The 22,725-nt window shown below is 47.4% G+C and carries 21 protein-coding genes and 1 pseudogene; 11 read left to right on the top strand and 11 right to left on the bottom strand.

Features of this window, described 5'->3' with window-relative positions:
* Nucleotides 1–58: 58 nt before the first annotated feature.
* The 7 genes from L5M71_RS15210 to L5M71_RS15240 all read right to left on the bottom strand — a co-directional run bounded on the left by L5M71_RS15210 (nucleotide 59) and on the right by L5M71_RS15240 (nucleotide 7,265).
* Entirely contained in the window at nucleotides 59–1,249 is a 1,191-nt protein-coding gene (locus L5M71_RS15210) for an HD-GYP domain-containing protein (RefSeq protein ID WP_263208530.1), read from the bottom strand.
* A gap of 243 nt (nucleotides 1,250–1,492) precedes the next feature.
* On the bottom strand, nucleotides 1,493–1,723 hold the full coding sequence (locus tag L5M71_RS15215) for a hypothetical protein (protein ID WP_113940178.1): 231 nt from the start codon (nucleotides 1,721–1,723) through the stop codon (nucleotides 1,493–1,495).
* 38 nt (nucleotides 1,724–1,761) lie between these two features.
* Nucleotides 1,762–2,499 carry a DNA-binding protein gene (locus L5M71_RS15220; RefSeq protein ID WP_113940177.1) on the bottom strand — a complete coding sequence of 246 codons (738 nt, stop codon included), beginning with the start codon at nucleotides 2,497–2,499 and terminating at the stop codon, nucleotides 1,762–1,764.
* Nucleotides 2,500–2,528: 29 nt separating this feature from the next.
* The gene (locus L5M71_RS15225) at nucleotides 2,529–3,071 is read right to left on the bottom strand and encodes a hypothetical protein (protein ID WP_012588933.1); all 543 of its coding nucleotides are present in this window, start codon (nucleotides 3,069–3,071) and stop codon (nucleotides 2,529–2,531) included.
* On the bottom strand, nucleotides 3,064–3,744 hold the full coding sequence (locus L5M71_RS15230) for an energy-coupling factor transporter transmembrane component T (protein ID WP_263208532.1): 681 nt from the start codon (nucleotides 3,742–3,744) through the stop codon (nucleotides 3,064–3,066). The genes L5M71_RS15225 and L5M71_RS15230 overlap by 8 nt, the downstream gene beginning before the upstream one ends.
* A complete protein-coding gene (locus L5M71_RS15235) occupies nucleotides 3,734–5,104 on the bottom strand; it encodes an ATP-binding cassette domain-containing protein (RefSeq protein WP_113940175.1) in 1,371 nt (456 codons plus the stop codon). Before L5M71_RS15235 ends, L5M71_RS15230 begins: the two co-directional genes overlap by 11 nt.
* 1 nt (nucleotide 5,105) lies before the next feature.
* The gene (locus L5M71_RS15240; protein ID WP_263208534.1) at nucleotides 5,106–7,265 is read right to left on the bottom strand and encodes a TonB-dependent receptor plug domain-containing protein; all 2,160 of its coding nucleotides are present in this window, start codon (nucleotides 7,263–7,265) and stop codon (nucleotides 5,106–5,108) included.
* A gap of 420 nt (nucleotides 7,266–7,685) precedes the next feature.
* On the opposite strand from L5M71_RS15240, the gene L5M71_RS15245 reads away from it, so the two are divergent.
* The gene (locus L5M71_RS15245) at nucleotides 7,686–9,044 is read left to right on the top strand and encodes an isochorismate synthase MenF (RefSeq protein WP_263148633.1); all 1,359 of its coding nucleotides are present in this window, start codon (nucleotides 7,686–7,688) and stop codon (nucleotides 9,042–9,044) included.
* Between the two features lie 21 nt (nucleotides 9,045–9,065).
* Here L5M71_RS15245 and L5M71_RS15250 read toward each other — a convergent pair whose 3' ends face one another.
* A complete protein-coding gene (locus L5M71_RS15250) occupies nucleotides 9,066–9,806 on the bottom strand; it encodes a substrate-binding periplasmic protein (protein ID WP_263208536.1) in 741 nt (246 codons plus the stop codon).
* Nucleotides 9,807–10,011: 205 nt separating this feature from the next.
* On the opposite strand from L5M71_RS15250, the gene L5M71_RS15255 reads away from it, so the two are divergent.
* Both L5M71_RS15255 and L5M71_RS15260 read left to right on the top strand, forming a co-directional pair.
* Nucleotides 10,012–10,671, top strand: a complete 660-nt coding sequence (locus tag L5M71_RS15255) for a 7-cyano-7-deazaguanine/7-aminomethyl-7-deazaguanine transporter (RefSeq protein ID WP_263208540.1) — start codon at nucleotides 10,012–10,014, stop codon at nucleotides 10,669–10,671.
* Nucleotides 10,672–10,771: 100 nt separating this feature from the next.
* Nucleotides 10,772–11,229 (top strand): annotated as a pseudogene (locus L5M71_RS15260) (GNAT family N-acetyltransferase).
* 338 nt (nucleotides 11,230–11,567) lie between these two features.
* Here the strand turns inward: L5M71_RS15260 and L5M71_RS15265 are convergent.
* Both L5M71_RS15265 and L5M71_RS15270 read right to left on the bottom strand, forming a co-directional pair.
* Nucleotides 11,568–13,721, bottom strand: coding sequence for a cache domain-containing protein (locus tag L5M71_RS15265; protein ID WP_263208542.1), 2,154 nt, complete (start codon nucleotides 13,719–13,721; stop codon nucleotides 11,568–11,570).
* 1 nt (nucleotide 13,722) lies between these two features.
* Nucleotides 13,723–15,105, bottom strand: coding sequence for a sigma-54-dependent transcriptional regulator (locus L5M71_RS15270; RefSeq protein WP_263208544.1), 1,383 nt, complete (start codon nucleotides 15,103–15,105; stop codon nucleotides 13,723–13,725).
* 284 nt (nucleotides 15,106–15,389) lie between these two features.
* Between L5M71_RS15270 and L5M71_RS15275 the strand changes: the two genes are divergently transcribed.
* The 8 genes from L5M71_RS15275 (at nucleotide 15,390) to mutM (ending at nucleotide 22,451) form a co-directional block, all read left to right on the top strand.
* The gene (locus L5M71_RS15275; RefSeq protein WP_219254433.1) at nucleotides 15,390–16,214 is read left to right on the top strand and encodes a substrate-binding domain-containing protein; all 825 of its coding nucleotides are present in this window, start codon (nucleotides 15,390–15,392) and stop codon (nucleotides 16,212–16,214) included.
* Nucleotides 16,211–16,918: an ABC transporter permease gene (locus L5M71_RS15280; RefSeq protein ID WP_105250740.1), complete on the top strand. Its 708-nt coding sequence runs from the start codon at nucleotides 16,211–16,213 to the stop codon at nucleotides 16,916–16,918. Before L5M71_RS15275 ends, L5M71_RS15280 begins: the two co-directional genes overlap by 4 nt.
* Before the next feature lie 3 nt (nucleotides 16,919–16,921).
* On the top strand, nucleotides 16,922–17,632 hold the full coding sequence (locus L5M71_RS15285; protein ID WP_113940168.1) for an ATP-binding cassette domain-containing protein: 711 nt from the start codon (nucleotides 16,922–16,924) through the stop codon (nucleotides 17,630–17,632).
* The gene (gene mobA, locus L5M71_RS15290; RefSeq protein ID WP_113940167.1) at nucleotides 17,616–18,206 is read left to right on the top strand and encodes a molybdenum cofactor guanylyltransferase MobA; all 591 of its coding nucleotides are present in this window, start codon (nucleotides 17,616–17,618) and stop codon (nucleotides 18,204–18,206) included. Before L5M71_RS15285 ends, mobA begins: the two co-directional genes overlap by 17 nt.
* A gap of 36 nt (nucleotides 18,207–18,242) precedes the next feature.
* Nucleotides 18,243–20,054 carry a bifunctional molybdopterin-guanine dinucleotide biosynthesis adaptor protein MobB/molybdopterin molybdotransferase MoeA gene (locus tag L5M71_RS15295; protein ID WP_263208547.1) on the top strand — a complete coding sequence of 604 codons (1,812 nt, stop codon included), beginning with the start codon at nucleotides 18,243–18,245 and terminating at the stop codon, nucleotides 20,052–20,054.
* 16 nt (nucleotides 20,055–20,070) lie between these two features.
* A complete protein-coding gene (moaA, locus tag L5M71_RS15300; protein ID WP_011787489.1) occupies nucleotides 20,071–21,054 on the top strand; it encodes a GTP 3',8-cyclase MoaA in 984 nt (327 codons plus the stop codon).
* 90 nt (nucleotides 21,055–21,144) lie between these two features.
* Nucleotides 21,145–21,600 (top strand): hypothetical protein, encoded by a 456-nt coding sequence (locus L5M71_RS15305; protein WP_011787488.1) that lies wholly within the window; start codon nucleotides 21,145–21,147, stop codon nucleotides 21,598–21,600.
* 35 nt (nucleotides 21,601–21,635) lie between these two features.
* A complete protein-coding gene (gene mutM, locus L5M71_RS15310) occupies nucleotides 21,636–22,451 on the top strand; it encodes a bifunctional DNA-formamidopyrimidine glycosylase/DNA-(apurinic or apyrimidinic site) lyase (RefSeq protein WP_011787487.1) in 816 nt (271 codons plus the stop codon).
* Nucleotides 22,452–22,513: 62 nt separating this feature from the next.
* On the opposite strand, the gene L5M71_RS15315 is transcribed toward mutM, so the two are convergent.
* Nucleotides 22,514–22,714, bottom strand: a complete 201-nt coding sequence (locus L5M71_RS15315; RefSeq protein ID WP_263208549.1) for a hypothetical protein — start codon at nucleotides 22,712–22,714, stop codon at nucleotides 22,514–22,516.
* Nucleotides 22,715–22,725 lie beyond the last annotated feature (11 nt).

Genomic DNA, 22,725 nt, shown 5'->3' on the forward strand with positions numbered 1-22,725 from the left:
CAATCATTCACACCAGCCATCGACTCAGATGACCGGCATTTAAGGTAGGATTTGAAGATTAATAGAAAGGAGTCGGATCGATATCTAATGTACTCGGTGACACACCGCGTTCAATATAAAGTTCAGATTTTAATAAATCCACCATAGCGACATCAGTGTAACGTTTTACTTTTAAAGAATAAAAACACTTTACGATTGGATGTAGCGCATCCCTATCTTTCGAGGCCCAAACAATACCAACACGACCATCCGACAATTCAACTAAGGAACCCACAGGGTAAACACCAATACAACGAATAAACTCATAGACCAATTCTTGATCCAAATGGAATGGCGTCAGACTGAGTAAAATTTTAAAGGCCGCGGCAGGGCTCATAGCCTCTTTATAACATCGCGTCGCTGTCAAAGCATCGAAGATATCGACTATACAACTCATACGGCCATGGCGGGGGATTTCATCACCCTTCAAACCCCTTGGATAACCTCTGCCATCTAATTTTTCATGGTGCATTAAGCAGATATCTTTACTGATCTGCGACAGACCAGTAGTTTCGTTCATAATTTCAAGCGCATACACTTGATGCAGCTTCATATGTTCAAATTCTTCCGGCGTCAGTTTGCCCGGCTTGTGCAGCACTTTATTGTCGACTTTAATCTTGCCAATATCGTGCAAAATCCCGCCGACCGCCATTTCCCGTAACATGACGCTATCTAGCTTTAAGTATTTACCAAAGGTAACCAGTAGAAAGGCGACATTCACTGAATGTTCAAGTAGATAGGCATCTTTTGAACGGAGTGCAGACATACATTTAAGCGCATCAGCATCCAACATCACTGACTCTATCATGGTATCGGCCAACGCTTCGAAGGGGGCAACTTCGATGGCTTTACCTTCGAAGGTCTCAGATAAGACTTTACGAATGAGGTCTTTCGCTTCGGTCAGCATGACTTTAGCTTGAGCTTGTTGCTTATCTCGGCTAATGAGCGCTTTTTTATTGTCAGTTTGATTATCGTTAGTGATTTTTTTCTTTAACCCACAATGTTCAGCCGAACGATCAGCGTCTACCCAAACAAATTTAATACCACTTTTAGCTAACTTTAAAATCGCATCCTTGTGTTTAATTTGTCCTGCATTTGCAATAGCAAGTTGACCCTGATCATTTTTGTCTATGGCACTGACAAACATACCTAATGTCAATTGCGACACTGGTAATTTGATAAGCTCAACTGTTTCTGCCGACTCACTCATATCTACAACCCCAAGGATGATGTGCCCGAATAAAATATCAACTTAACCATACGACATAAAAGCGACCTACGCTCAAATGTTCTGTTGTTATTTTTGATTATTATAGAACAGACGTGAAGGGCATTCTAAGACGAGGATTAGAAAATCACCATAGACTTTCTTGGTAAACAAAATGCCCTAAACAGGATGCGATGGAATAAGGGCCTAAGGCTTAGGCAAGGCACATTTCACACTCTCACTTTTTCAATAAATGCCTAAGGCTAAGCATTCGAAACCGGCGACCATCCAGCGGCGATATTGGCAGTTGTAGCAGGAGCGGGGCTCATCGTCGATCTGCTCGTCTTCATCATCTGGGATAAAATGCGTGCACAGCTTGGCCACTTGCCTCGCCTGTGGATATTGAGCCAGTCCCGCCTTAAAAATCCAGCGGTCATCCTTTAATTCAAATGCATGTTCGACCAAGTTGAGATCCATTTAGCACTCTCTTTTTAAACTCTTTCACTAAACTTGCTCTAGTAGGCTTGCAGGGCTTGCTTGCCCGCATTGCGCCATTGTTCTGCCTCTTGGTGAACGAGCAATACAAACTGGTGATCAAGGTATACAGCTTTCACTTTGCCCTTCAGTTGCACTCGCTCATCAAGCGCAAGTCGATACTTGTCCGTACTCATCACAGCATCAAGTCCGGTTTGTTCTAGGATGTCGGCAACGCTGAGTTCGAGTGAAACATCCTCAAATTGGCCAAGTTTAATCTGGCCTTTTACCCGACCGTCGCTGCCCATCAAACGTAGCCCTAATCCCGCTAACGCTCCAATAACACCTTGGCCTGTGCCGCCATGTTCGGTCAGCTGAATATTAAGTTGTTCAGCCAAATCATAGGTCGCCGCTTTCGTAATCACTTCAACCTTAGCTCTGCGGCCAAAATCCATTAAAGCCGCGGCATCATAGTCAGAGTCGACATCGAGTATGGCGATGCCAGGATCTGCCGCAGGAGCCGATTCCGCGACCAAATGCGCAACGGCATGTTGATGGATCTCGGCCTGCGTCAGTGGCGAGCGCAGCGCAAAACACATGGCACTATTATGTGAGGTATAAGGAATATCGGGGTGCACAAACAATTGATGCCGCGTCACAAAGGAAGCATGGCCGCCCGACATATTGGCGAGCAGATGGGCAATTTCCTCGGCAATTTCGCCCGTACCCTTAGTGCCTATATCATCGGTATCGTCGATACAAATCAGCCAATTTTTCATCTGCATTTCCTAAAGCTCTAAAAAGGTTTTTAAAATTTATCACGGTGTAACAGGTCATGAGCTTTTAATCGCGTCAGCACAGGCGGTACAAGCAAGGCGCCCAGAGTGGCGAAGAAGCCGCCTTTTAATACACTCAAGCCCCATTGAATCAACACGACATCCAGCGCCATGCCCGCAAGCACATTGGTGAGTGCTACTTTACCTGCCCAAGCGATACAGCCAGCAATGCCCAAGATCACGCAGCGCCAATGCAAGTTCATACTGAGCGGCAAGAGTAAGGCAACGAGATCCATTGCTATGGCAGGCAAGGCAAACTTCAGTAAAATCATAGGCCCGCCTTTACCTACGCCTAAAGCCATAGCCACTATGCCCGCGATAGCACCGCATGCCGTCATACTGCCGAAACGACCTAACACGCCATAACAGATCAGATAAAAGAAGCTCATCAGGAACATGCTGTGACCAGACAAGCCCAGTTTCAGCCTTAACATGCCCGTTAATGCCACCAGCAAGGTGGCGCAAAAGCCGACAAATAAGGAGTCTTGTAGACTCAGCGGGATTTTTTTAGTCATTTTTGTCTCTCAGTGAATGCCAATGTGTTGGCCGTTGCGCTAAACCAAAGTGACGGCTCTGCGCTGCAACGGCCATCTGGCGAGATAATTTAAGTAATTGGATTAAGACGGGAAACAACACGCAATACACCAACTCGGACCAATTTTTAGGGTTACGCAGCGCCTTAGGTGTAATGCGAGCCCCGCGCAGACACTGGATCTGATATATCTCGCGAATTTCATCTGCCATATAGGGCAATAAACTTAAGGATGCCGCGACCACAAAGGCCCACTTGGTCGGTAAAAACGCACTTAACACTTCACCAATCCGCTCGGGAGCAGCCGTAATACACAACCACCAACCGGGAATGGTCGCCAAAATAATACGCGCAACCACCACGGCGCCTTGGGCTAAATATTCAACGCCATAGAGGATTAAATACAGACTCAAAGTGATGCTCAATTGCACTAAACCTAGCTTTAGCACGCCCCAAATACTGCCGCGTCGCAGCAAACCGTGGATAACAAGCAGTCCATTAAGTCCAGCTAATGGCAAGAGTAAAGCAGCGGGCAATACAAAAGCACAGGCTGAGAGCACGCACACCAATAGCAGCGACAACGCACAGAGTGCCGTTTCCCGCCGCTCATAACTCCAATGCCGCAGCGCGCGTAGGCGCCGACAACTAGCCCACATAACGCTCTCCTGTTTCAATCAATTCCTCCACCAATAGACCATTACGCAAACTCAATTGCCGTGATACAGCGCTGTGTTCAATGCTTCTGTGACTGCTAAGCAAAATAGCGCAACCTTGCGAGCTTAACCGCTTCAGCAAGTACCACACTTTGCCGTAGTAATGCTTATCCATCCCCGCCAATGGATCGTCCAAAAGCAGCACCTTAGGGCGTAAACAGGCAAGTGACGCTAAGGCAATCAAGTGCTGTTGACCGTAGGATAATTTGTGGGGCGACAGCTGAGCTAAGCTAAATAAATCCAATTCATCCAACATCTGCGCCGCGCGTTCTTTGGGGAGTTCAAAACGCCTAAGGCTAAACTGCATTTCGGCCAGCACGCTGGTCTCGAATAATTGTCGACTCGGTCTTTGCATCAGCAGACCCAGCTCAGCGCCATAAATCCCCAATTTAGGCCTTCGCCCTAGCACTTTAAGGGGAAGACGCTGCCTTAAACTGTGCACGCCCGCTATAGTTTTCAATAGACTCGTTTTACCAGAGCCGTTATCTCCCACTAAGGTCACTATCTCACCCGCCTGCAGTTGAAATCCCTGCGGACACGCAAATAATGTGGGACAAGCATCGAACCCAAAATCAAAGGCTTCGGCGCTGACCAAGACTTTACCTAAGTGCTCAAACTTAGGCTGATTACGCCACGCAGGCGCCTCAGTTTGCGGCGCATCGGTCACGGTATAGACGCCTTCGGATAGCTTGCCGGCCTCTAACTGCCAGTAATGCTGAATAATCTCAGCGAAGGCCGAGGCGTTATGTTCAACCAACACTAGCGCCATGCCATCTTGGATAAGATTGCGGAGCACGACCAGCAGCTCACTCACACCGTGATCATCGAGTTGTGCCCAAGGCTCATCGAGCAGCAGTAAATGCGGCTCGCACACCAGTTGAGCGGCTATCATTAAACGATATTTTTGACCAAGGGAAAGCGTGCTGACTTGGGTATCGAGACGCAGATACAAGCCCACGCGTCGCAGAGCCAATTGCACTTTAGGCAGCATTTGCTCAGCGGGAATGCCGAGGTTTTCTAGCGCGAAAGCCACTTCGGCGCCAACGGTTTGCCGAAGTAGCTGAGTTTGCGGGTCCTGCATCACCAGACCCGTAACCAGTTGTGGGTAACGCCAGATGTCGCCTTCATGCGGGCGATTTAACACGCCCGCCAGTAGGTTTAGCAGACTCGATTTCCCAGAGCCCGTAGGACCGCTCACGCAATGGCATTGGCCAGTGCCAATGGCCAAGTTTACCTCCTGCAATACAGTCGGTAACTGGCTACCATAGTTGAAGCTAACGCCTTCGAGCGCTAGGAGTTTCATCTTAGATCTGCCAGTTCACACCGATGAAGATCTGTCGTCCCGCCTGTGGCAGAGCTTCACTCTGGTAGTAGTTTTCATCCAGCAAGTTAGTCGCACGTAGGTAAACATCTAACTTGTCACGAATTAATGGCTGTACCAGATTTACGTCCACTAAGGTGTAGTTGTCTAACGACTGCTGTTGATATTGGGTCTGACCGCCAACCTTCACCTGCGTCGCATAGACTTGGTCTAAAATACGCTCCACGTTGAGGTGAACTTGAGTCTCGAAGGGAAACTCGTAACTCATCTGCCAACGTAACTGGTGACGTGGACGATATTGCAAGGCATCTAAGGTATCGTCGCCGTCTATCTCTTCTGAATCGAGAAAACTATAGGAGAAGCTCAGATCTAAGTGCTCGATCGCATGGTTATTGATTTGGAAATCGACCCCTTTGAACTTATAACGCCCCATATTTTGGTAGAAACCATCGACATCTTTGGCGATGTAATTTTTCGCATCCGTGTAATAACCATAAAGGGAGAAATCGGTACTCGCCGGCAGATTCTGCTCTAAACCCAGCTCCACATGCTTAGACTCTTCGGCTTCTAAATCACGATTACCAGATAGCTGTGAATACAAGTTCACCATAGAGGGGAAGCGCACTTTACGTGCCACACTTAAACTTAAACGAGAATCCTGCGCCGCCTGCCAATAACTGGAGGCCATGGCCGAATAGTTGCCATCGGTACTATCTGCAGTGTCGAGTGAATGATAAGCGCCACCTAAGGTAAAGCCGTACTGCAGCTCAGATTGATACTGATACTCAGCCGCGGCCGTATATAGCCAAGCGGAATCATTTAAGTTCTCGGCGCCACCTGTACCTGTTCCACCACCTGTACCTGTTCCACCACCTGTACCTGTTCCACCACCTGTGCCTGTTCCGCCGCCTGAACCTGTTCCGCCGCCTGAACCTGTTCCACCGCCTGTGCCTGTTCCACCGCCTGTGCCAGTTCCACCACCTGTGCCTGTTCCGCCGCCAGAACCGGTAGTGCCACCATTATTGCTGCCTGTATTAGCCGTATAAGTATCGACGACTGACTTCCAGCTTTGTTTCTCGGCAATGACTGAGGTCGTGAATAAACCCGCGGTATGCAAGTCTGTGATTAACTGCAGATTGACGCCTTGCACAACCGAGCGCCCATCTTGCGACAGCGTAACAGCCTGATAGGTTTCATCGGCATAGGAGGCTTCTAAGGTATCGCTTTGATTGTGATAGCCAAAGCCACGTAGGGTGAAAGTGTCATCAAATTGATGCGCTAACCCCAGTTGGAAAGTATGGGCGTCATAGTCATCGGTACGTTCGAATTTCAACTTGCCGCTCCCAGTACCGTCACGGGCAGGTTTTCCCCATTCGCCACTGCGCAGCGCCATATTGGCAATCAATTGGGTCTTGTCGGATAACCAGTAACTGCCTTGGGCATAAACGTTAGTGACTTCTTTATCCGAGTTAACGCGCAGCTCACCATCTTGGTATTGTGTCGGCTCAAAGTCATTGGACATAGGGAAACCATCGGTTTGCTGCCGACTGACACTGACCAAACCTTGCCAATCGTCACCCGAACCTGCGGCGCTGATATCGCCATTAAATGTATTGTCTTTGCCGGCTTCGAGGCGCCCCGCCAGTGCTGGCGCCGTACTGCCCTGTTTAGTAATAATGTTGATCACGCCGCCCGCACCACTTGGACCGTAAAGCACAGATGTCGGGCCGACAGACACTTCTACCGAGGCGATTTGGCTTGTGGGAATGATACTCGGGTCGAACTGACCATCGTCGGCGCTGCTCATAGGCACACCATTGACCAACAAAGTCACATGGCGAGTTTTAAAACCACGAATATCAACCCTTGGTGTTCCGTCACCACCAACACGAATGTACACACCCGGCACATTCTTTAAGACTTGATCTAGACTTTGCGCTCCGGTTGCACGGATCTCTTCTTCACTAATGCTCCAATGGGTCGTCGCCATTTCACTGGCTTCTCCGCCGTCACCATGCACGACGATCACTTCATTGATATTGAGTCGCGGATCACGGGCGATTTCATCGGCTTGAACAGTAAAACTAAGACCAATAGCTAAGGCTAAAGATGACACTCTAAAGAGGGTATTCGTGGTAATCATATTATTGTTGTCACGTAGAAAATTTAAGATGTGCCAGCTATTGTGGACCGCGATTATTCTGTCTCAACCGAAAAACGTTTAAAAACCAACCTAGATCGACTAATTACGACAAAGGGAAAGTACATTTAGCGACTAAGAGACAAAATGTCCACCGAGGGTGACTTGCCCGACAAAAAGACCCACTCAAGTCACATTTTTTATCAGCGTAAAATGAGACTATGGCGAAAGTCACACGATAGGGCCTTACATCTTGACACACTCGACCGTGGCCTTTAATTTGAGCGAAAGATTCTTATTTACAGACTAAAATCACTACAGGTAAATGGCTTGTAAAAGAGGACATTAACCTGAGTCGAATTTACTGACGCTGACAGAGTGACCTTCAGCTTTCGCCTTCATCCGTTATCTTTGGAGTTCTATTTGCCCGTTCATGCCCTGTCTGAAGACCTTAAGTCTCTCATCGACAAACTCATTCAATTAAAGCAAGTTCCACCGACGGAACCGATAGTGCAGTTGTCACTAAACACTGTCGCTATGCCTTTAATTTCATGGCTGGCATCCCAGGCTCATTACCCAAGGATCTACTGGCATGGGCGCGACAGAATCGAAGAAGTCGCGGCGATAGGGGCGTGCAAAGACTTTAGATTTGAAACCGGAATCAATGATCAGCAACTGGCCATGGCCTACCAAGAGCAGCGAGCCTTATCGACGAATCAGAATATTCGCTACTATGGCGGTGTTGCCTTCGATCGCACTATAGAGTCTTGGCCTGAGTTCGGTAATAGCCGCTTTATCCTGCCGCGCATTGAATTTAGACGCAGTGGTAACAAATTTAGCCTATTAGTGAATCTTAATTTTGCTGATAATGATCACCATAGCGAGATAGATAAGGCCATCGGCGCTATCGAAGCCGTCATGCCAGCTAAGCCACTCTCGCCACCTAAAAAGATCGTTCCACTTGGGCGCAGTGACAAGCCCAATTTTGAACGTTGGAAGACATTAGTCGAGCAAGTGGTGGATCCTAAGTTCAATCAAGATACCCCAAAAGTCGTGTTATCCCGCTTAACACAACTTGAAGTCAACGAACCTATCGATCCTTGGATGGTACTGGCTTGCTGGCAGGGCCGTAATCCCAATAGTTTCCAGTTTGGCTTTCAATTTAGCCCAGATCGCACTTTTATCTCTTGCTCACCAGAGCGTTTATTCCGCCGCCGTCAGCAGGAGCTATTTACCGAGGCACTTGCTGGTACAACGGTACGCGGTCTCAATCAAGAAGAAGATATTGCGCTGGCGAACGCTTTATTAGAAGACAACAAAAATAGCGTTGAAAACCAACTTGTTCGTAGCCACATAGTGAATATGCTCACGCCGCTGAGCAATTATGTTGGCGCCGATGAATTAGCGACTATTTTTAAACTGAACCATATTCAACATTTACACCGTGCAATTCGAGCCGAATTGAAGCCGGGCGTGAATGATTTCCAACTTTTGCAAGCCCTGCATCCTACTCCTGCTGTTGGCGGCTTGCCGCGGTATTCAGCGCTAAACTTTATTCGTCAACGTGAAGGTTATATTCGCGGTTGGTACGCCGGTGCTTGCGGCTATTTCAATAAATATGAGAGTGAGTTTTCGGTAGCGATCCGCAGTGCGCTGATCGAACCCGGTCGGATTAACCTATTTGCGGGGGCGGGAATTATTGCAGGTTCTGAGCCCGAAGCTGAGTGGCAAGAGCTTGAAAATAAACTCGCAACCATAATGTCGATTCTATTCGAAATGTAATAAGCCTAGTAAAAATTAAGACTATTCAGCGCCATCAGCCCTTCGTTTTTCAATCGTTTCAAGGTAAAGCCTGTCCTGTTCACCCGAATCGATTAAGCGCTTATGTGCAAGGTCAAAATGTTGTTTCAACATCTGGCCTTTCTCGGTGTTAGCGAAAACAAAATAGGTTTCGGCCTTGAGTACGCCTTGAATAATCACAAAATTTTGTGGCGCCTTTAATTTAGGAACAAACGTAAGCAAATTAGGTTTATAATCTAGCACGGCATCTATACGTCCAGCATTTAAGCTATTGAGCATAGTCAGCATATCGCTACTTTCTTCGTAATACATAGGCACAGGTGTCAGCATATTGTATCTGTAGGCCAGCATGGCCTGAACCTTCTTGTGGGATAGGCTTTCAATACCAGTCCATCCTGCCGCCACCTCGGCAGTAACAGCCACATCGATAGAGTCCACTTCAACCATATTCTCTGTTAATAGCCCCTTTTTAATATCACCCTTGTAAACGCTGAGCGTGATATCGGTACGATTGTGCTCAACAAGATATAAACTGCGGGCAAAAGGCATAAACTGTACATTGAGTTGCCATTCTGGCTCAGGGAAAATCCTCTGAAGTAACTCGAAGTAGTAACCCGTTTTATCACGATTGGCAAATCCCTCCCAAGTTGACGTTGCGACATTGACCACTATCGGCTGAGCGGCGGAAACAGATACAGGTAACATAGCTAAAAATAAACAAAAAGTAGCAAAAAATCGTCTCATGGCTATCCTCCTTCGACGTATTCAAAGTGTAGAAGAGTTTTCATTCTATGTGCACATTTAAACAGCAGACTTGCATCTTAAAACTCGACCACTATAATGGCGACCCGATTTCAGCACGCTGTCACCGGCAATAAAGTCGTAAACATAATAAATTGAATATTAGCGGGTTCCCTCACCCCGCCCTACACAACTAAAAAGGCCACATATGTTAATGTTAACCACAGCGCAGCTTCGCCGCGCTTTATTCCTATTAGTAGGATTTCACATACTGATTATTTGCGTCAGCAACTACTTAGTACAATTGCCATTTCAACTGTTTGGCTACCACACAACTTGGGGGGCATTCAGCTTTCCGTTCGTGTACTTAGCCACAGATCTCACTGTCCGTATTTTTGGCCAACAAGCCGCACGCAGCATCATACTCAAAGCTATGATCCCCGCTTTGATGATTTCCTACGTGATGGGAGTGATGTTCCATCAAGGCAGCTTTCAAGGTGCTAATTCACTTGCAGAGTGGAATACCTTTGTGTTCCGAATTGCCTTTGCCAGCTTCGCGGCTTATTTGATTGGTCAGTTGATGGATATTAAGGTTTTTGCCCGTATTCGAGCCAGTCGCTCTTGGTGGGTCGCCCCAGCAGCCTCCACCTTAGTCGGAAATCTGGTCGATACTTTAGTCTTTTTCAGTATCGCCTTTTACGCCTCTTCCGATAGCTTTATGGCAGCCAATTGGCCCGAAATCGCTACCGTTGATTACGGCTTTAAGCTAATCGTGAGCTTAGGCCTTTTCCTACCGGCATACGGTGTTTTGCTAAAAGTCCTACAGGACAAGATTTTGCGAGCCAATCCGCAAGAATCAATTTCCTGATTAACCCAACTGGCCAGACCTGTTATAATTTAACCAGTTAATAGCTCAGCCCTGCTCCCGTTAACGCGCGAGTGGGGCTGATTTTTTATGAGAGTAAGCTATGTATTCTATTGAAATTAAAGCAGAGTCAAGTTGAATCCCGAGTTAGCCGCTCAGCTTATCGAACTTAGCCAACAAATCCCTGAGCTCGATCACCCACTCACAAACGAAGTGTTGGACCAGCGCTTACAGGGCAAGACATGTTTGATCTTAGTCGCATATGTAGAAGGTGAATTGGCAGGGTTTAAACTGGGTTATGAGCAAGAAGAGGCTATATTTTATAGCTGGTTAGGTGGCGTTGCATCCGACTTTAGACGTTTAGGCTTAGCGCAGAGTCTACTCGAATATCAAGAAACTTGGGCACGCCGCCATGGCTATAATCATATTCAGGTGAAAACGATGAATCGTTTTCCTGCGATGCTTAATTTATTGATCAGTAATCAATATTTAATTACTGAACTGGCAGCCGATCCTAAAAGCTTAGTCGATCATAAACTGCATCTGTGCAAGTCGATCTAAACCGTTAATGGATGAGGGCAAAACGATATTTGTAAAGATGTGCACTTTTTGCAATAAATAGCTTGCAAACACAATTGAGAATGATTATCGTTAACGTGCGTTCCAAAACTCATCTTTAACAACGATGACTGGTAATCGACGTTGTTATGGAGCTCCTGAGTTTGCAAGCACGACATTGCTCACACACACTCTTTGTGGCCGGACTCATCATCCGGCTTTTTTTTGCCTAAAAATCAGTAATGCAAAGCCACATAATACAAAGCTAGCAATCGCTCGACATATTTTAATTCAAACCTAATCAGCCAAATACAACACAATGTCTATTTAACGGGATAAGACTAATCTGCAGACATATCGCTGTAGTTGCCCGCAAAGTGTAAGCCATCGTAGGGATTATTTTGCTGATCTTCCTTCGCTTCATGATACAAACCTATGGTAAATAAAGACCCTTTACCCAAAGTTGAACTCACTTCTATCGTGCCACCAATCCGCTTGATAATGCCGTAACTGAGCGAAAGACCTAAACCAGTGCCATCCTTACGTGTGGTATAAAAAGGGTCGAAAATCCGTCCAAGCTGCTCTGGCGCTATCCCTGAGCCTTCATCTTCCACTTCTATTTTGACGCCAATCGGCATATCTTGCTGCACCCAGTCATAGGTTCGCACCCAAATACGTCCTTTACCGTCCATCGCATGCGCCGCATTCACTACAAGATTAATCAAGACTTGCAGCAACTGCGGACGATTAACCTGTACTGGACAACTGGCGTTTAACTCAGTGATCAGCACGACTTCTTGTTTTTGAATCGAATGTCGCACCAACACCAACATTTCTTCGATAATAGGAGTCATCGGATGCATTTCTAGTGGTGCGTTGAATTCGCCAGGTCGGCTGTATTGCAACAGGCTACGGATGATAGTGCTGATCCGCCCAACCTGTTGAATGACTAGATCAATTTCTTCTTTCACTACTTCTGCATTGTCGCCAAGCTCGTAGCGCAGTAATTCCATATTGCCAAGAATTACAGCCGTCGGATTATTGATTTCATGGGCGATACCAGCGGTCAATTCGCCAAGAGCCGTGAGCTTCTCGTTAGTGACGAGCTGTTGACGCGTTTCGTTCAGTAACGCCACGTTACGTTGCAACTCTAAGGTTTTGTCCTGCAAGCTGCGGGTACGTTCTTCAACCTTCATTTCAAGCTGTTCTGCCGCCGCTTGAATTTGGGCATTTCGACGCTGTAGCAAGTCAAGCATACTGTCAAATTGCTCGGCTAGGTTCGATAACTCATTATCCCTATCTAATCCTAAGGCGCCGATACGAATATTGCGCCCCGACTGCACTGCTTGTACAACATGGTGAATACGTTCAATGGGCTGCAATAAACTATAAGCACCGCGATAAACCAGCAGGCCAGAGACCAACAGCACTAACATTAGAATCGTGCCTAGCTCTATGATATTGAGTAAATAATTATGGATAAATGGCGATTCAGAAAAGCCGGTATAGATCATACCGACACGTTGGCCGCGAACATCTTCCAAGGGGGCATAAGCGGAGATAAACCAATCGTTAAATACGAAAGCGCGATCGACCCACTGCTCGCCTTGAGTTAACACTTTGTCTTTCACCTCCTCCGACACTAAACTGCCAAGCGCGCGGCCCAGCGTCTCATTACCTGTAGGATAAAAATGCAGCGGCACGTTGGTGGAAATACGGATGTTATCTAAGAAGATGGTCACAGTGCCGATAGAACGCTCGGGCAAGGTGCCTTTGTCATATACCAGATCACGAATGTGGTCGACAATTCGAGTATCGCGATTAAACAAGATCCCACCATCGAGATACCAAGCCACTTTGCCTCCCATATCAGGGACGGGCAATAGGCTACGGCTCAATAAACCACGTTCTTCAACGGTTTTAACGGGGCTCTGCGCCCGCAAGGTTGCAACTATCGGAATGCTCGCAGTGATAGCCAATTCGGGATCGATACGTGCTAAACGCTCGGGCGGCAGCACCATCAAGCCGGAGTAAGGTAATAAACCGTCTAACTTAGGAAGGATTTGTCGTAAATCGGGGTCTGCGGCCGCTTCGGCAACACTAACTAAACGCAAATAATCGAGATTTAGCTGTTTTTTCTGTTCAAGAAGAAAAGCATCAATACTGGCTCGGTAGCTGACTTCGCCACTTAATTCTTTACCACTGAAAAGTGGCCTAAAGTCATTTTGAAAAGTCCAAGACGTCACCACACGTTCAAGTTGTTTTTCTTGGCGTACTTGCACTTGCTGCAAGGTGTTTTCGGCAACAGATAAGTCAGCTTTAACCTTCATAAACAGCTGCTTACCTGTATAACTGATGTTCCAGTAAATAGTGATAAACACTAAACTCACCAGTGTCAGTAGAATGGGCAGTAACGTCAGGATTAATATGCGATAGCGCACCTTGGCCTGCATTTGCTGCCAACTGACACCAAAAAAGTGAGTGAAGAATGACACCCTATGACTCCTGTTCGCCACTAAAATCAAACCACTCTTTATACTTGCGATCTAAGGTCTTACGCGAAACGCCTAAATCCCTCGCCGCGGCAGACTTATTGCCAGAATGTAAGTTCACAACACTGGTCACATGGTGTTTTTCTACGTCTTTCAATGGCCAATCCAATGGATAACCCGATGTGGATAAAGACTCACTCTTCAGCTGTTGCTTCCAATATTCCGCTGGCGGTTTACCCAGCAAAATACAACGCTCAATCATGTTGCGCAGTTCACGAATGTTACCAGGCCACTCGTGTTGCTGTAGTTTCACCATATCTTCATGGCTCCACACGACTTCTCTTACCCCTAATTCAGCGGCAAGTTGGCGAGTGAAATGATGGGTTAACTCCACGACATCTTCGGGTCTATCACGTAATGGCGGGATTAAAATATCGAGCACATTCAGCCGATAATATAAATCTCGACGGAAATTCCCTGCATCCACTTCATCAATCAGAGTACGGTTAGTGGCCGCGATCACTCGCACATCGATGTTAACTTCTTTCTCGCTGCCCACAGGACGAATCGCTTTTTGCTCTAATACTCGGAGTAAAGCCGTTTGCATTTTCAGTGGCATTTCGCCAATTTCATCGAGAAAAATCGTCCCGCCAGAAGCAAAACTGAATAAACCTTCACGATTGCCTTTCGCACCCGTAAAGGCACCGGCGGTATGGCCAAACAATTCACTTTCGAGCAGTTCAGGGGCGATAGAGCCACAGTTAACTGGGACAAAAGGTCCCTGACGTCCACTAAGCAAATGCAATTGCCGTGCGACTAATTCCTTACCCGTGCCCGACTCACCTTGGATTAAGACGACGGCATTGGTCGGCGCCACACGTTCAATGATATGTTTCACCGACTTCATGGCTTCACTGCTGCCAATAATGGTCGATGAATAACCGATTGAAACCTCACGACGCAGCATCAAATTTTCACGTTTAAGCAGACGACGTTCGATACAGCGATCGACCGCAGTCATCATCTGTTCGAGATGGAAAGGTTTCATGATGAAGTCAGACGCACCCGCGCGTAGCGCGGTAATCGCGACTTCCATGTCAGCATAGCCGGTCATAAAAATGATGTCCGAACGACGCCCCTGCTCATCCAACGCTTCATGCCATTCGATACCCGAACGACCAGGCAGACGAATGTCGACGATAAGCAAATCGAAATGGCAACGGCTACGCAGCTGCTCCGCATCTTCGATACTGCCCGCCGTTTCAACTAAGGCAAATTTCTTCGAAAGTGCCTTATTTAAAAAACTCCGCATTCCGGGTTCATCATCAACAATCAGTACCGATACTGCCGATGGAAGAGGCTTGAGGTTATTATCTATCTGGCTCATATTGTCTGCTTCTGGACATTTTGACTCATTTGCGACCAATTCTAGCACTGAAAATAGATGAATAGGTCACTATGAACCATCAGAAGTTTGTCCTGAGACAATTTGTCTGTAGAGTATTTGTTAAGCTTGCGATCAAGCTCACAAATTAGGTTAAGCTGTGAAGAAAATGACCGCATTCTCAGCTTGGCATCTAACTTGCTTTCAACCGAACGTATTACAATTTACGAGACCTTCCACTCAGTAGGCATTTGAGTTGGAATCCTATTTTCCGCCAAGGAGTACCCATGCTAAACATGAAATCTCATATGAAGTCATTACTGGGACTGGTTGTTGCAGCCAGTATGTTCACTGTTTTACCCGCTCACTCAACTGAAATTATCAAGTTAGCCACCACCACCAGCACAGAAAACTCAGGCCTATTGAAAGAACTGTTACCTAAGTTCGAAAGTGCATCAGGCTACAAGGTTCAAGTCATCGCCACTGGTACAGGTAAAGCCCTGAAACTAGGTGAGCAAGGTGACGTGGATTTAGTCATGACTCACGCGCCTAGCGCCGAAGCTAAATTCGTCGCCGATGGTTTTGGTGTTGAGCCCCGCGGCATTATGGAAAATGATTTCGTAGTACTTGGCCCTAAAAACGACCCAGCCAAAATCCGTGACAGCAAAACGGCCGAAGAAGCCTTCGTTAAAATGGCAAAATCAGGCGTACCTTTTATCTCTCGTGGTGACAACTCAGGCACTCACATCAAAGAGTTAGAAGTATGGAAAGCGGCAAATGTTACTCCTAACTTCAAAGGTTATACTTCAGTCGGTCAAGGCATGGGTAAAACCCTGCTGATGGCAAACGAAATGCAAGGTTACACTCTGTCTGACCGTGGTACTTTCGTGGCTTATAAAACTAAGCTCGATCTTGCCGTTGATTTCGATGGTGGTAAAACCTTAGCCAACCCATACCAAGTTATTCTCATCAACCCTGCTAAATACCCAGATCTGAACCACAAAGGCGCTAAAGCATTCAGCGACTGGTTGATCAGCAAAGAAGGTCAAAGCATGATCAACAACTTCAAAGTCGAAGGCGAGCAATTGTTCAAGGCAACTTATAGCGAATGAACGACGGCTGGCTAGCACTATTACAGCAGGCGTTAAGCCTGCTGTTTTCTTTAGACCCTGACGTTTGGTCCATCATTTCGATCTCGTTTTCGGTTTCTTTCGCGGCACTGCTGATCACGCTTGTTCCTTCCATGGTGCTCGGCTTTGTATTGGCGTTTGCGCCATTTCGCGGCAAATGGATAGTCACTAACTTAGTTCAAACTCTGCAATCAATCCCTACAGTGGTTATCGGTCTACTCGTATATTTACTGCTAACGCGCAACGGTCCTCTGGGCGATCTAAAATGGTTATTTACCCAAGAAGGCATGATTCTTGGGCAAATGTTCATCTGTGCCCCCGTACTAATTGCAATGAGCCAAGCCGCATTCACTAGCGTTGATCGCAGAGCTTGGGAAACCTCACGCACCTTAGGTGCCTCTTGGTGCCGTGCCGTGTGGACAGTATGCCGAGAACTGCGCATGCCCTTACTGCTGGCGATTGTCGCGGCCTTTAGCCGCATTCTGACCGAAGTCGGCTGCTCTATGATGGTCGGCGGCAATATTTTAAACGTAACCCGTAATATTCCTACCGCAATCGCACTTGAAACTAGCAAAGGTGACTTCGCCCAAGCTATCGCCCTCGGGCTAGTGCTGCTAATCTTGGCCTTGATCCTCAACTTTGCCTTAGGTAGTTTACGTGGCAAAGCCATGCCAAGGAGCCATTAAGCAATGACTAAGGTCAAACTGATCGCCCGTGACGTAGAAATGTCCTTTGGCGCGCGCCTGTTATTCAAAGCCGACGTATTATCGCTCTGCCAAGGAGATGTGATTTATCTGCAAGGCGACAATGGCACAGGCAAATCAACCTTGATGAAAATTCTGGCGGGCTTAATGCCACCAACCAAAGGCCATATTGAGGCTGTCGGTTTTGCCAAAAATGCTTGGTGGCGACGCAATCCATTGTTAGGTAAGGCCGTTTATCTGCACCAACATCCTTATTTGTTCGACGGCACAGTGGAATATAATCTTACCTATGGGCTGAATTTCAGCTCAGAAACAAAAGCCAAGGCGAAACAGCGGATTACTCAAGCAATTGAGATGGCGCAGCTAGGGTCGCTGCTGCAGGCAAGGGCCAGTAATCTCTCTGGCGGCGAAAGACAGCGCCTCGCGATTGCGCGCGCTTGGATCCTACAACCTAAACTATTAATGCTCGATGAACCCACCTCCAATATGGACAAGGATTCCCAAGAGCTAGTATTAAAAATGATCCAACAACTCAAACACGAAGGCACAGGAATGTTACTGAGTAGCCATCAGAATTGCGCGCTAACCGCCATCTGCGAACAACAGTGGCACATAGAAGGTGAGCGCGTGATGACCTCTTATCAACAGCCTGAATCTTTGCCAGCACAGGAGCCTTTGTATGTCATCGCAAATTGATGCCGTTATTCTCGCCGGTGGTATGGCCCGTCGCATGGGTGGCGACGATAAAGGTCTCGTCGAATTAAACGGCGAAGCCATGATTAAGCACACAATAGATAGAATAAAACCTCAGGTTAAGGAGATCCTGATCAACGCAAATCGTAACCAAACACGTTATGCTGAGTTCGGTTTTAAGGTGATAAGTGACGAGCATAGTGGTTTCCTCGGACCTTTAGCGGGTATGATCACCGCTATGGGCCAAACAGATGCAGACTACTTATTAGTAGTGCCCTGCGACTGCCCACTCCTGCCACTCGACCTTGTTCCGCGTATGTTGGCAGCAATTGAAGCAGAAAAAGCCGAGATTGCTGTCGCCAGTGACGGTGAGTATGAACAACCCGTTGTTTTACTCTTAAAACCTAGCTTACGCGACTCGATGAAAGCGTTTCTTGAGGCGGGTGAGCGTAAAGTGGACTTTTGGTATATCAAACATCACTTCGTCGTAGCGTCATTCGCCGACCAGCCCAATGCTTTTGTGAATGTGAATACGCCAGAACAAAAACAACGACTAGCGATAGAAATCACCCAATAGCTAAAAAGGCTCCAATAACCCAAATTAGAGGTGCAAATGAGTAACCCCTTCGTCAATCCGCTCGCTATTCCCGTTCTCGGATTTTGTGCCTACAGTGGCACGGGGAAAACCACCTTACTCAAGCAATTGATCCCCGAATTAAATCAACGTGGCCTGCGCTTAGCCGTAATCAAACATGCCCACCATAATTTCGACGTAGATATTCCCGGCAAAGACAGTTACGAAATGCGCAAAGCGGGCGCGCGACAAATGCTGGTCGCCTCCCATGTACGCTGGGCGCTGATGACGGAAGATGCGCGCGATGGCGATCCTGAGTTAGTCCATTTACTCACGCAAATCGAAGCCGACAAAGTCGATATCGTCCTCGTCGAAGGCTTTAAAAAGCTCGCATTACCTAAAATTGAATTGCACCGCGCCGCCCACGGCAAACCTTTTATCTACACCCAAGATGAGAATATCCTCGCCATCGCCTGTTGCGATGATACTCAGTTGCCAAACGACGCACTCCCGAGTGAGCTGCGCCGACTCGATCTCAACAATATCAGCCAGATTGCCGATTTTGTGATGGAGTACGCCCAAAACTGGGAAGCGCCACTCCAATACCCCATTTCGGCCGTGGATGCCTGCGCCATAGGCGACAACAAAAACCTCAGCGTCAGCCAAGGTTTAGCGCAGATTTTATCCCATGTATCACCTGTGGCAGAGATTGAAGACATTGAGTTAGATGCCTTAGATAACCGCGTACTGGCCAGCGACAGCATTTCTCCCGTCGACGTGCCACAACAAACTAATTCGGCGATGGATGGCTACGCCTTTGTCTATCAAGACCCAATGCCTACCACCTTAAAATTGGTGGGAGAGGTTCTTGCCGGTCATCAATATTCGGGCACGCTTAAAGTCGGCGAAACCGTGCGTATCATGACGGGCGCAACAGTGCCCGCGGGTGCCGATACAGTGCAGCCCCGAGAGCTTGCCAAGGAAGTCGATGGCATTGTTAGCTTTGAAGGCCGCATTCTTTCTGGCCAACACGTTCGCCTCGCTGGAGAAGATATTGCTCAAGGCCAAGTCGCACTCGCAAAAGCCACTCGCCTAAGCGCCGCCGAACAAGGTTTACTGGCCTCACTTGGACTCAATCACCTGAGTGTATATCGCCGCCCAACTGTTGCAGTATTCTCTACCGGCGATGAAGTGAGCCAGCCCGGCGAAGTACTCAAAGCTAACTGCATTTATGACTCAAACCGCTTTACCATCAAAGCGATGGCAAAACGTCTCGGTTGTGACGTTATCGATTTAGGCATTATCGAAGATTCTGAAGCAGCCCTTGAAGCAACTCTCGCTAAAGCCGCCAACCTTGCCGATGTCGTCATTAGCTCTGGTGGTGTGTCTGTCGGCGATGCGGACTACATCAAAACCGTGCTTGCACGCCTCGGAAAAATTGATTTCTGGCGGATTAGCATGCGTCCGGGTCGGCCACTCGCCTTTGGTAAAGTGAATGACAGCTTATTCTTCGGGCTACCTGGCAACCCAGTCGCAGTCATGGTGTCCTTCCTGCAATTTGTACAGCCCGCTTTACGAAAATTAGCAGGTGAAGTGAACTGGCAAGCGCAGCTATTCCCTGCAATAAGTGATGAAACTCTACGAAGCCGTCAAGGCCGCACCGAATTTATTCGCGGGATTTATCAGCTTGGTAAAGATGGACGTCTGCACGTGAGTAGCACGGGCAACCAAGGTTCTGGGATGTTAAGTTCAATGGTTAAAGGGAATTGCCTCATCATCATAGGGGATGATGCAGAAGCCGTGAATGCAGGTGAAACTGTATTTATTCAACCCTTTGCGGATCTGCTTTAGGATCCAGTGAGTTTTTATGAGTCTAATTGTGGATTCCTTTGGCCGTAAGGTCGAATATTTACGGCTCTCGGTCACCGACCGCTGCGACTTTCGCTGTGTTTATTGCATGACGGAAGATCCCTGTTTTCTGCCAAAGGACCACGTACTCCACCTCGAAGAATTAGCTTGGATTGCCCAAGCCTTTACCGAGCTTGGTGTGACTAAAATTCGCCTGACCGGCGGTGAGCCCTTAGTTCGCACCGATTGCGACCAGCTAGTGGGTCTGCTTGGCAAACTGCCTGGGCTGACGGATTTATCCATGACCACTAATGGTTCAAGGCTGACAAAATTCGCTAAACCCATGTTTGATGCAGGATTAAAGCGCCTCAATATCAGCCTAGATACCTTAAACCCCACACTGTTTACTCAGCTAACGCGTAACGGCAAATTAGACAGAGTCATAGATGGTATTGATGCGGCTATTGCGGCGGGATTTGAACGTATCAAGATTAATGCGGTGATTTTAAAACAGCAGAACGATAATGAAGTTATTGATTTAGTTGATTTCTGCCGTGGCCGTAACTTAGACATCGCCTTTATCGAAGAAATGCCACTTGGCGAAATGGATGAGCGGAAACGCGCCCGTCATTGCAGCAGCGATGAAGTAAAAGCCATCATCAATAGTCACTATCCGCTACAGCTTTCCAACAAACGTACCGGCGGCCCAGCACGTTATTACACTATGGCTGACAGCCCAATCCATATCGGCTTTATCTCGCCCCACAGCCACAACTTCTGCCACGAATGTAATCGCGTGCGCGTCACAGTCGAAGGCCAATTATTGCTGTGTTTAGGCAATGAACATGCCGTTGATCTCAAAAGCATAGTCCGGGAATTTCCGGCTGATATTGAAAGATTAAAAGTCGCTATTCTCGCGGGAATTAATCTCAAGCCTAAGCAACACGACTTTGGCAATAATGAGGTACAAATCCTACGCTTTATGAACGCCACTGGCGGTTAAGCATCACCACTCCATCGCTTAAGGGCTAGCATCTCAATTTGGCCGTGATAAACTCGAAGCATCACCCCATACTTAGCGTTACACATTTCTATGGCATTAACTCGTAAGCAATGGAATAACATCATCATAGTCGCCTGCGCCTTTATGGTCGCCGTGCTGACTTTTATGGATAACAATACCAATAATGTTCCGAGTGATGCTCAGCGACTGTTTGACGATAATGCACCGCTTTCACAGCTGCAACTCGACGGGTTATGGCTGCACAAGCAAGCATCACAATGGGAGTGCGACACTAAAGTCCTCAACTGTGATGAATGGGCAAAGGCGTGGCAAACCATACGGGTATCCCCCTTAACCGCCGCGCCAGAAACCACAGATAATCCACAAGAATTAGTCATCCAGATTGCAGATATCCGCGATGCTCAACTGTGGATCTATTTTCCCAATGAAGGCGCCTTAAAGTCTCCCGCAGGTAATTGGTATTTAGTACCACCGAGTTTAAGAGCTAAACTGCAACCGATCCTCGATGCGAAACCCGCAACTTAATGTCACCCAATTTTACTTAAGATAAGAAAGAATCCATGCCGGAATTACCAGAAGTTGAAGTCACCCGTCAGGGTATTGCCCCCTACCTTGTCGAGCAAACCGTAATAGATCTTGTGATCCGCAATGGCTCTTTGCGCTGGCCTGTGCCTGACATCGCCAAACAGATTATCGGTCAAGTTATACGCCAAGTGCGACGCCGTGCTAAGTATCTGTTAATCGACACTGATGCGGGCACTAGCATAGTGCATTTAGGCATGTCGGGGAGTTTACGGATTTTGCCCCACGATACCCCAGTGGAAAAGCATGACCATATCGACTTAGTGCTCGCCAACGGCCGCATTTTACGTTTTAACGATCCAAGACGATTCGGTGCTTGGCTATGGTGTGAACTCCCAGAAGAAGCGCATCCATTACTTGCCAAACTGGGGCCAGAGCCACTGACTAATGCTTTTAATGTCAAACAATTAGCAGCAGCTTTAACGGGCAAGAAAAAAGCGATCAAACTCTGTCTGATGGATAATCATATCGTAGTGGGAGTGGGCAACATTTACGCCAATGAAGCCCTGTTTGCGGCGGGCATTCATCCAGAGGCCGAAGCAGGTAAAATAGATATAGAGCGTTTGACCGTTTTAGTTGCCGAAGTGAAGCAAATCTTAGCCCATGCCATTAAACAGGGTGGAACCACGCTGAAAGACTTCACCAATGCCGATGGCAAGCCGGGCTACTTCGCCCAAAAACTGCATGTCTACGGTCGCGGCGGTGAAACCTGCACAAGCTGCGGTAACTTGCTGAGTGAAATCCGTTTAGGCCAACGCACCACAGTATTTTGTGGCATTTGCCAAACACGCTAAGTGCCACTAACTAACATTCGCAAAAATGCCTGCAATTACAGGCATTTTATTCTTTATATTGGTTACGATTTTAACCAACGCCCCAGATGATCGGTAAAGCAACGATATTCGCGTTCAGGCTTTTCGCAGTGCGGCTTTAGCTCAGTGGCCGATAACAAAATCCACTCATCACGATGGGCAATCGCCATGCTCATGTCGCCTTTGATATCGAAACAACTTAGCTCAGCACTTATAGTTAACCCCAGTTTATTTTTCTGCTGCATGGTGTTCATAC

Source organism: Shewanella sp. SW1 (assembly GCF_025653545.1).
Lineage (GTDB): Bacteria > Pseudomonadota > Gammaproteobacteria > Enterobacterales > Shewanellaceae > Shewanella > Shewanella oncorhynchi.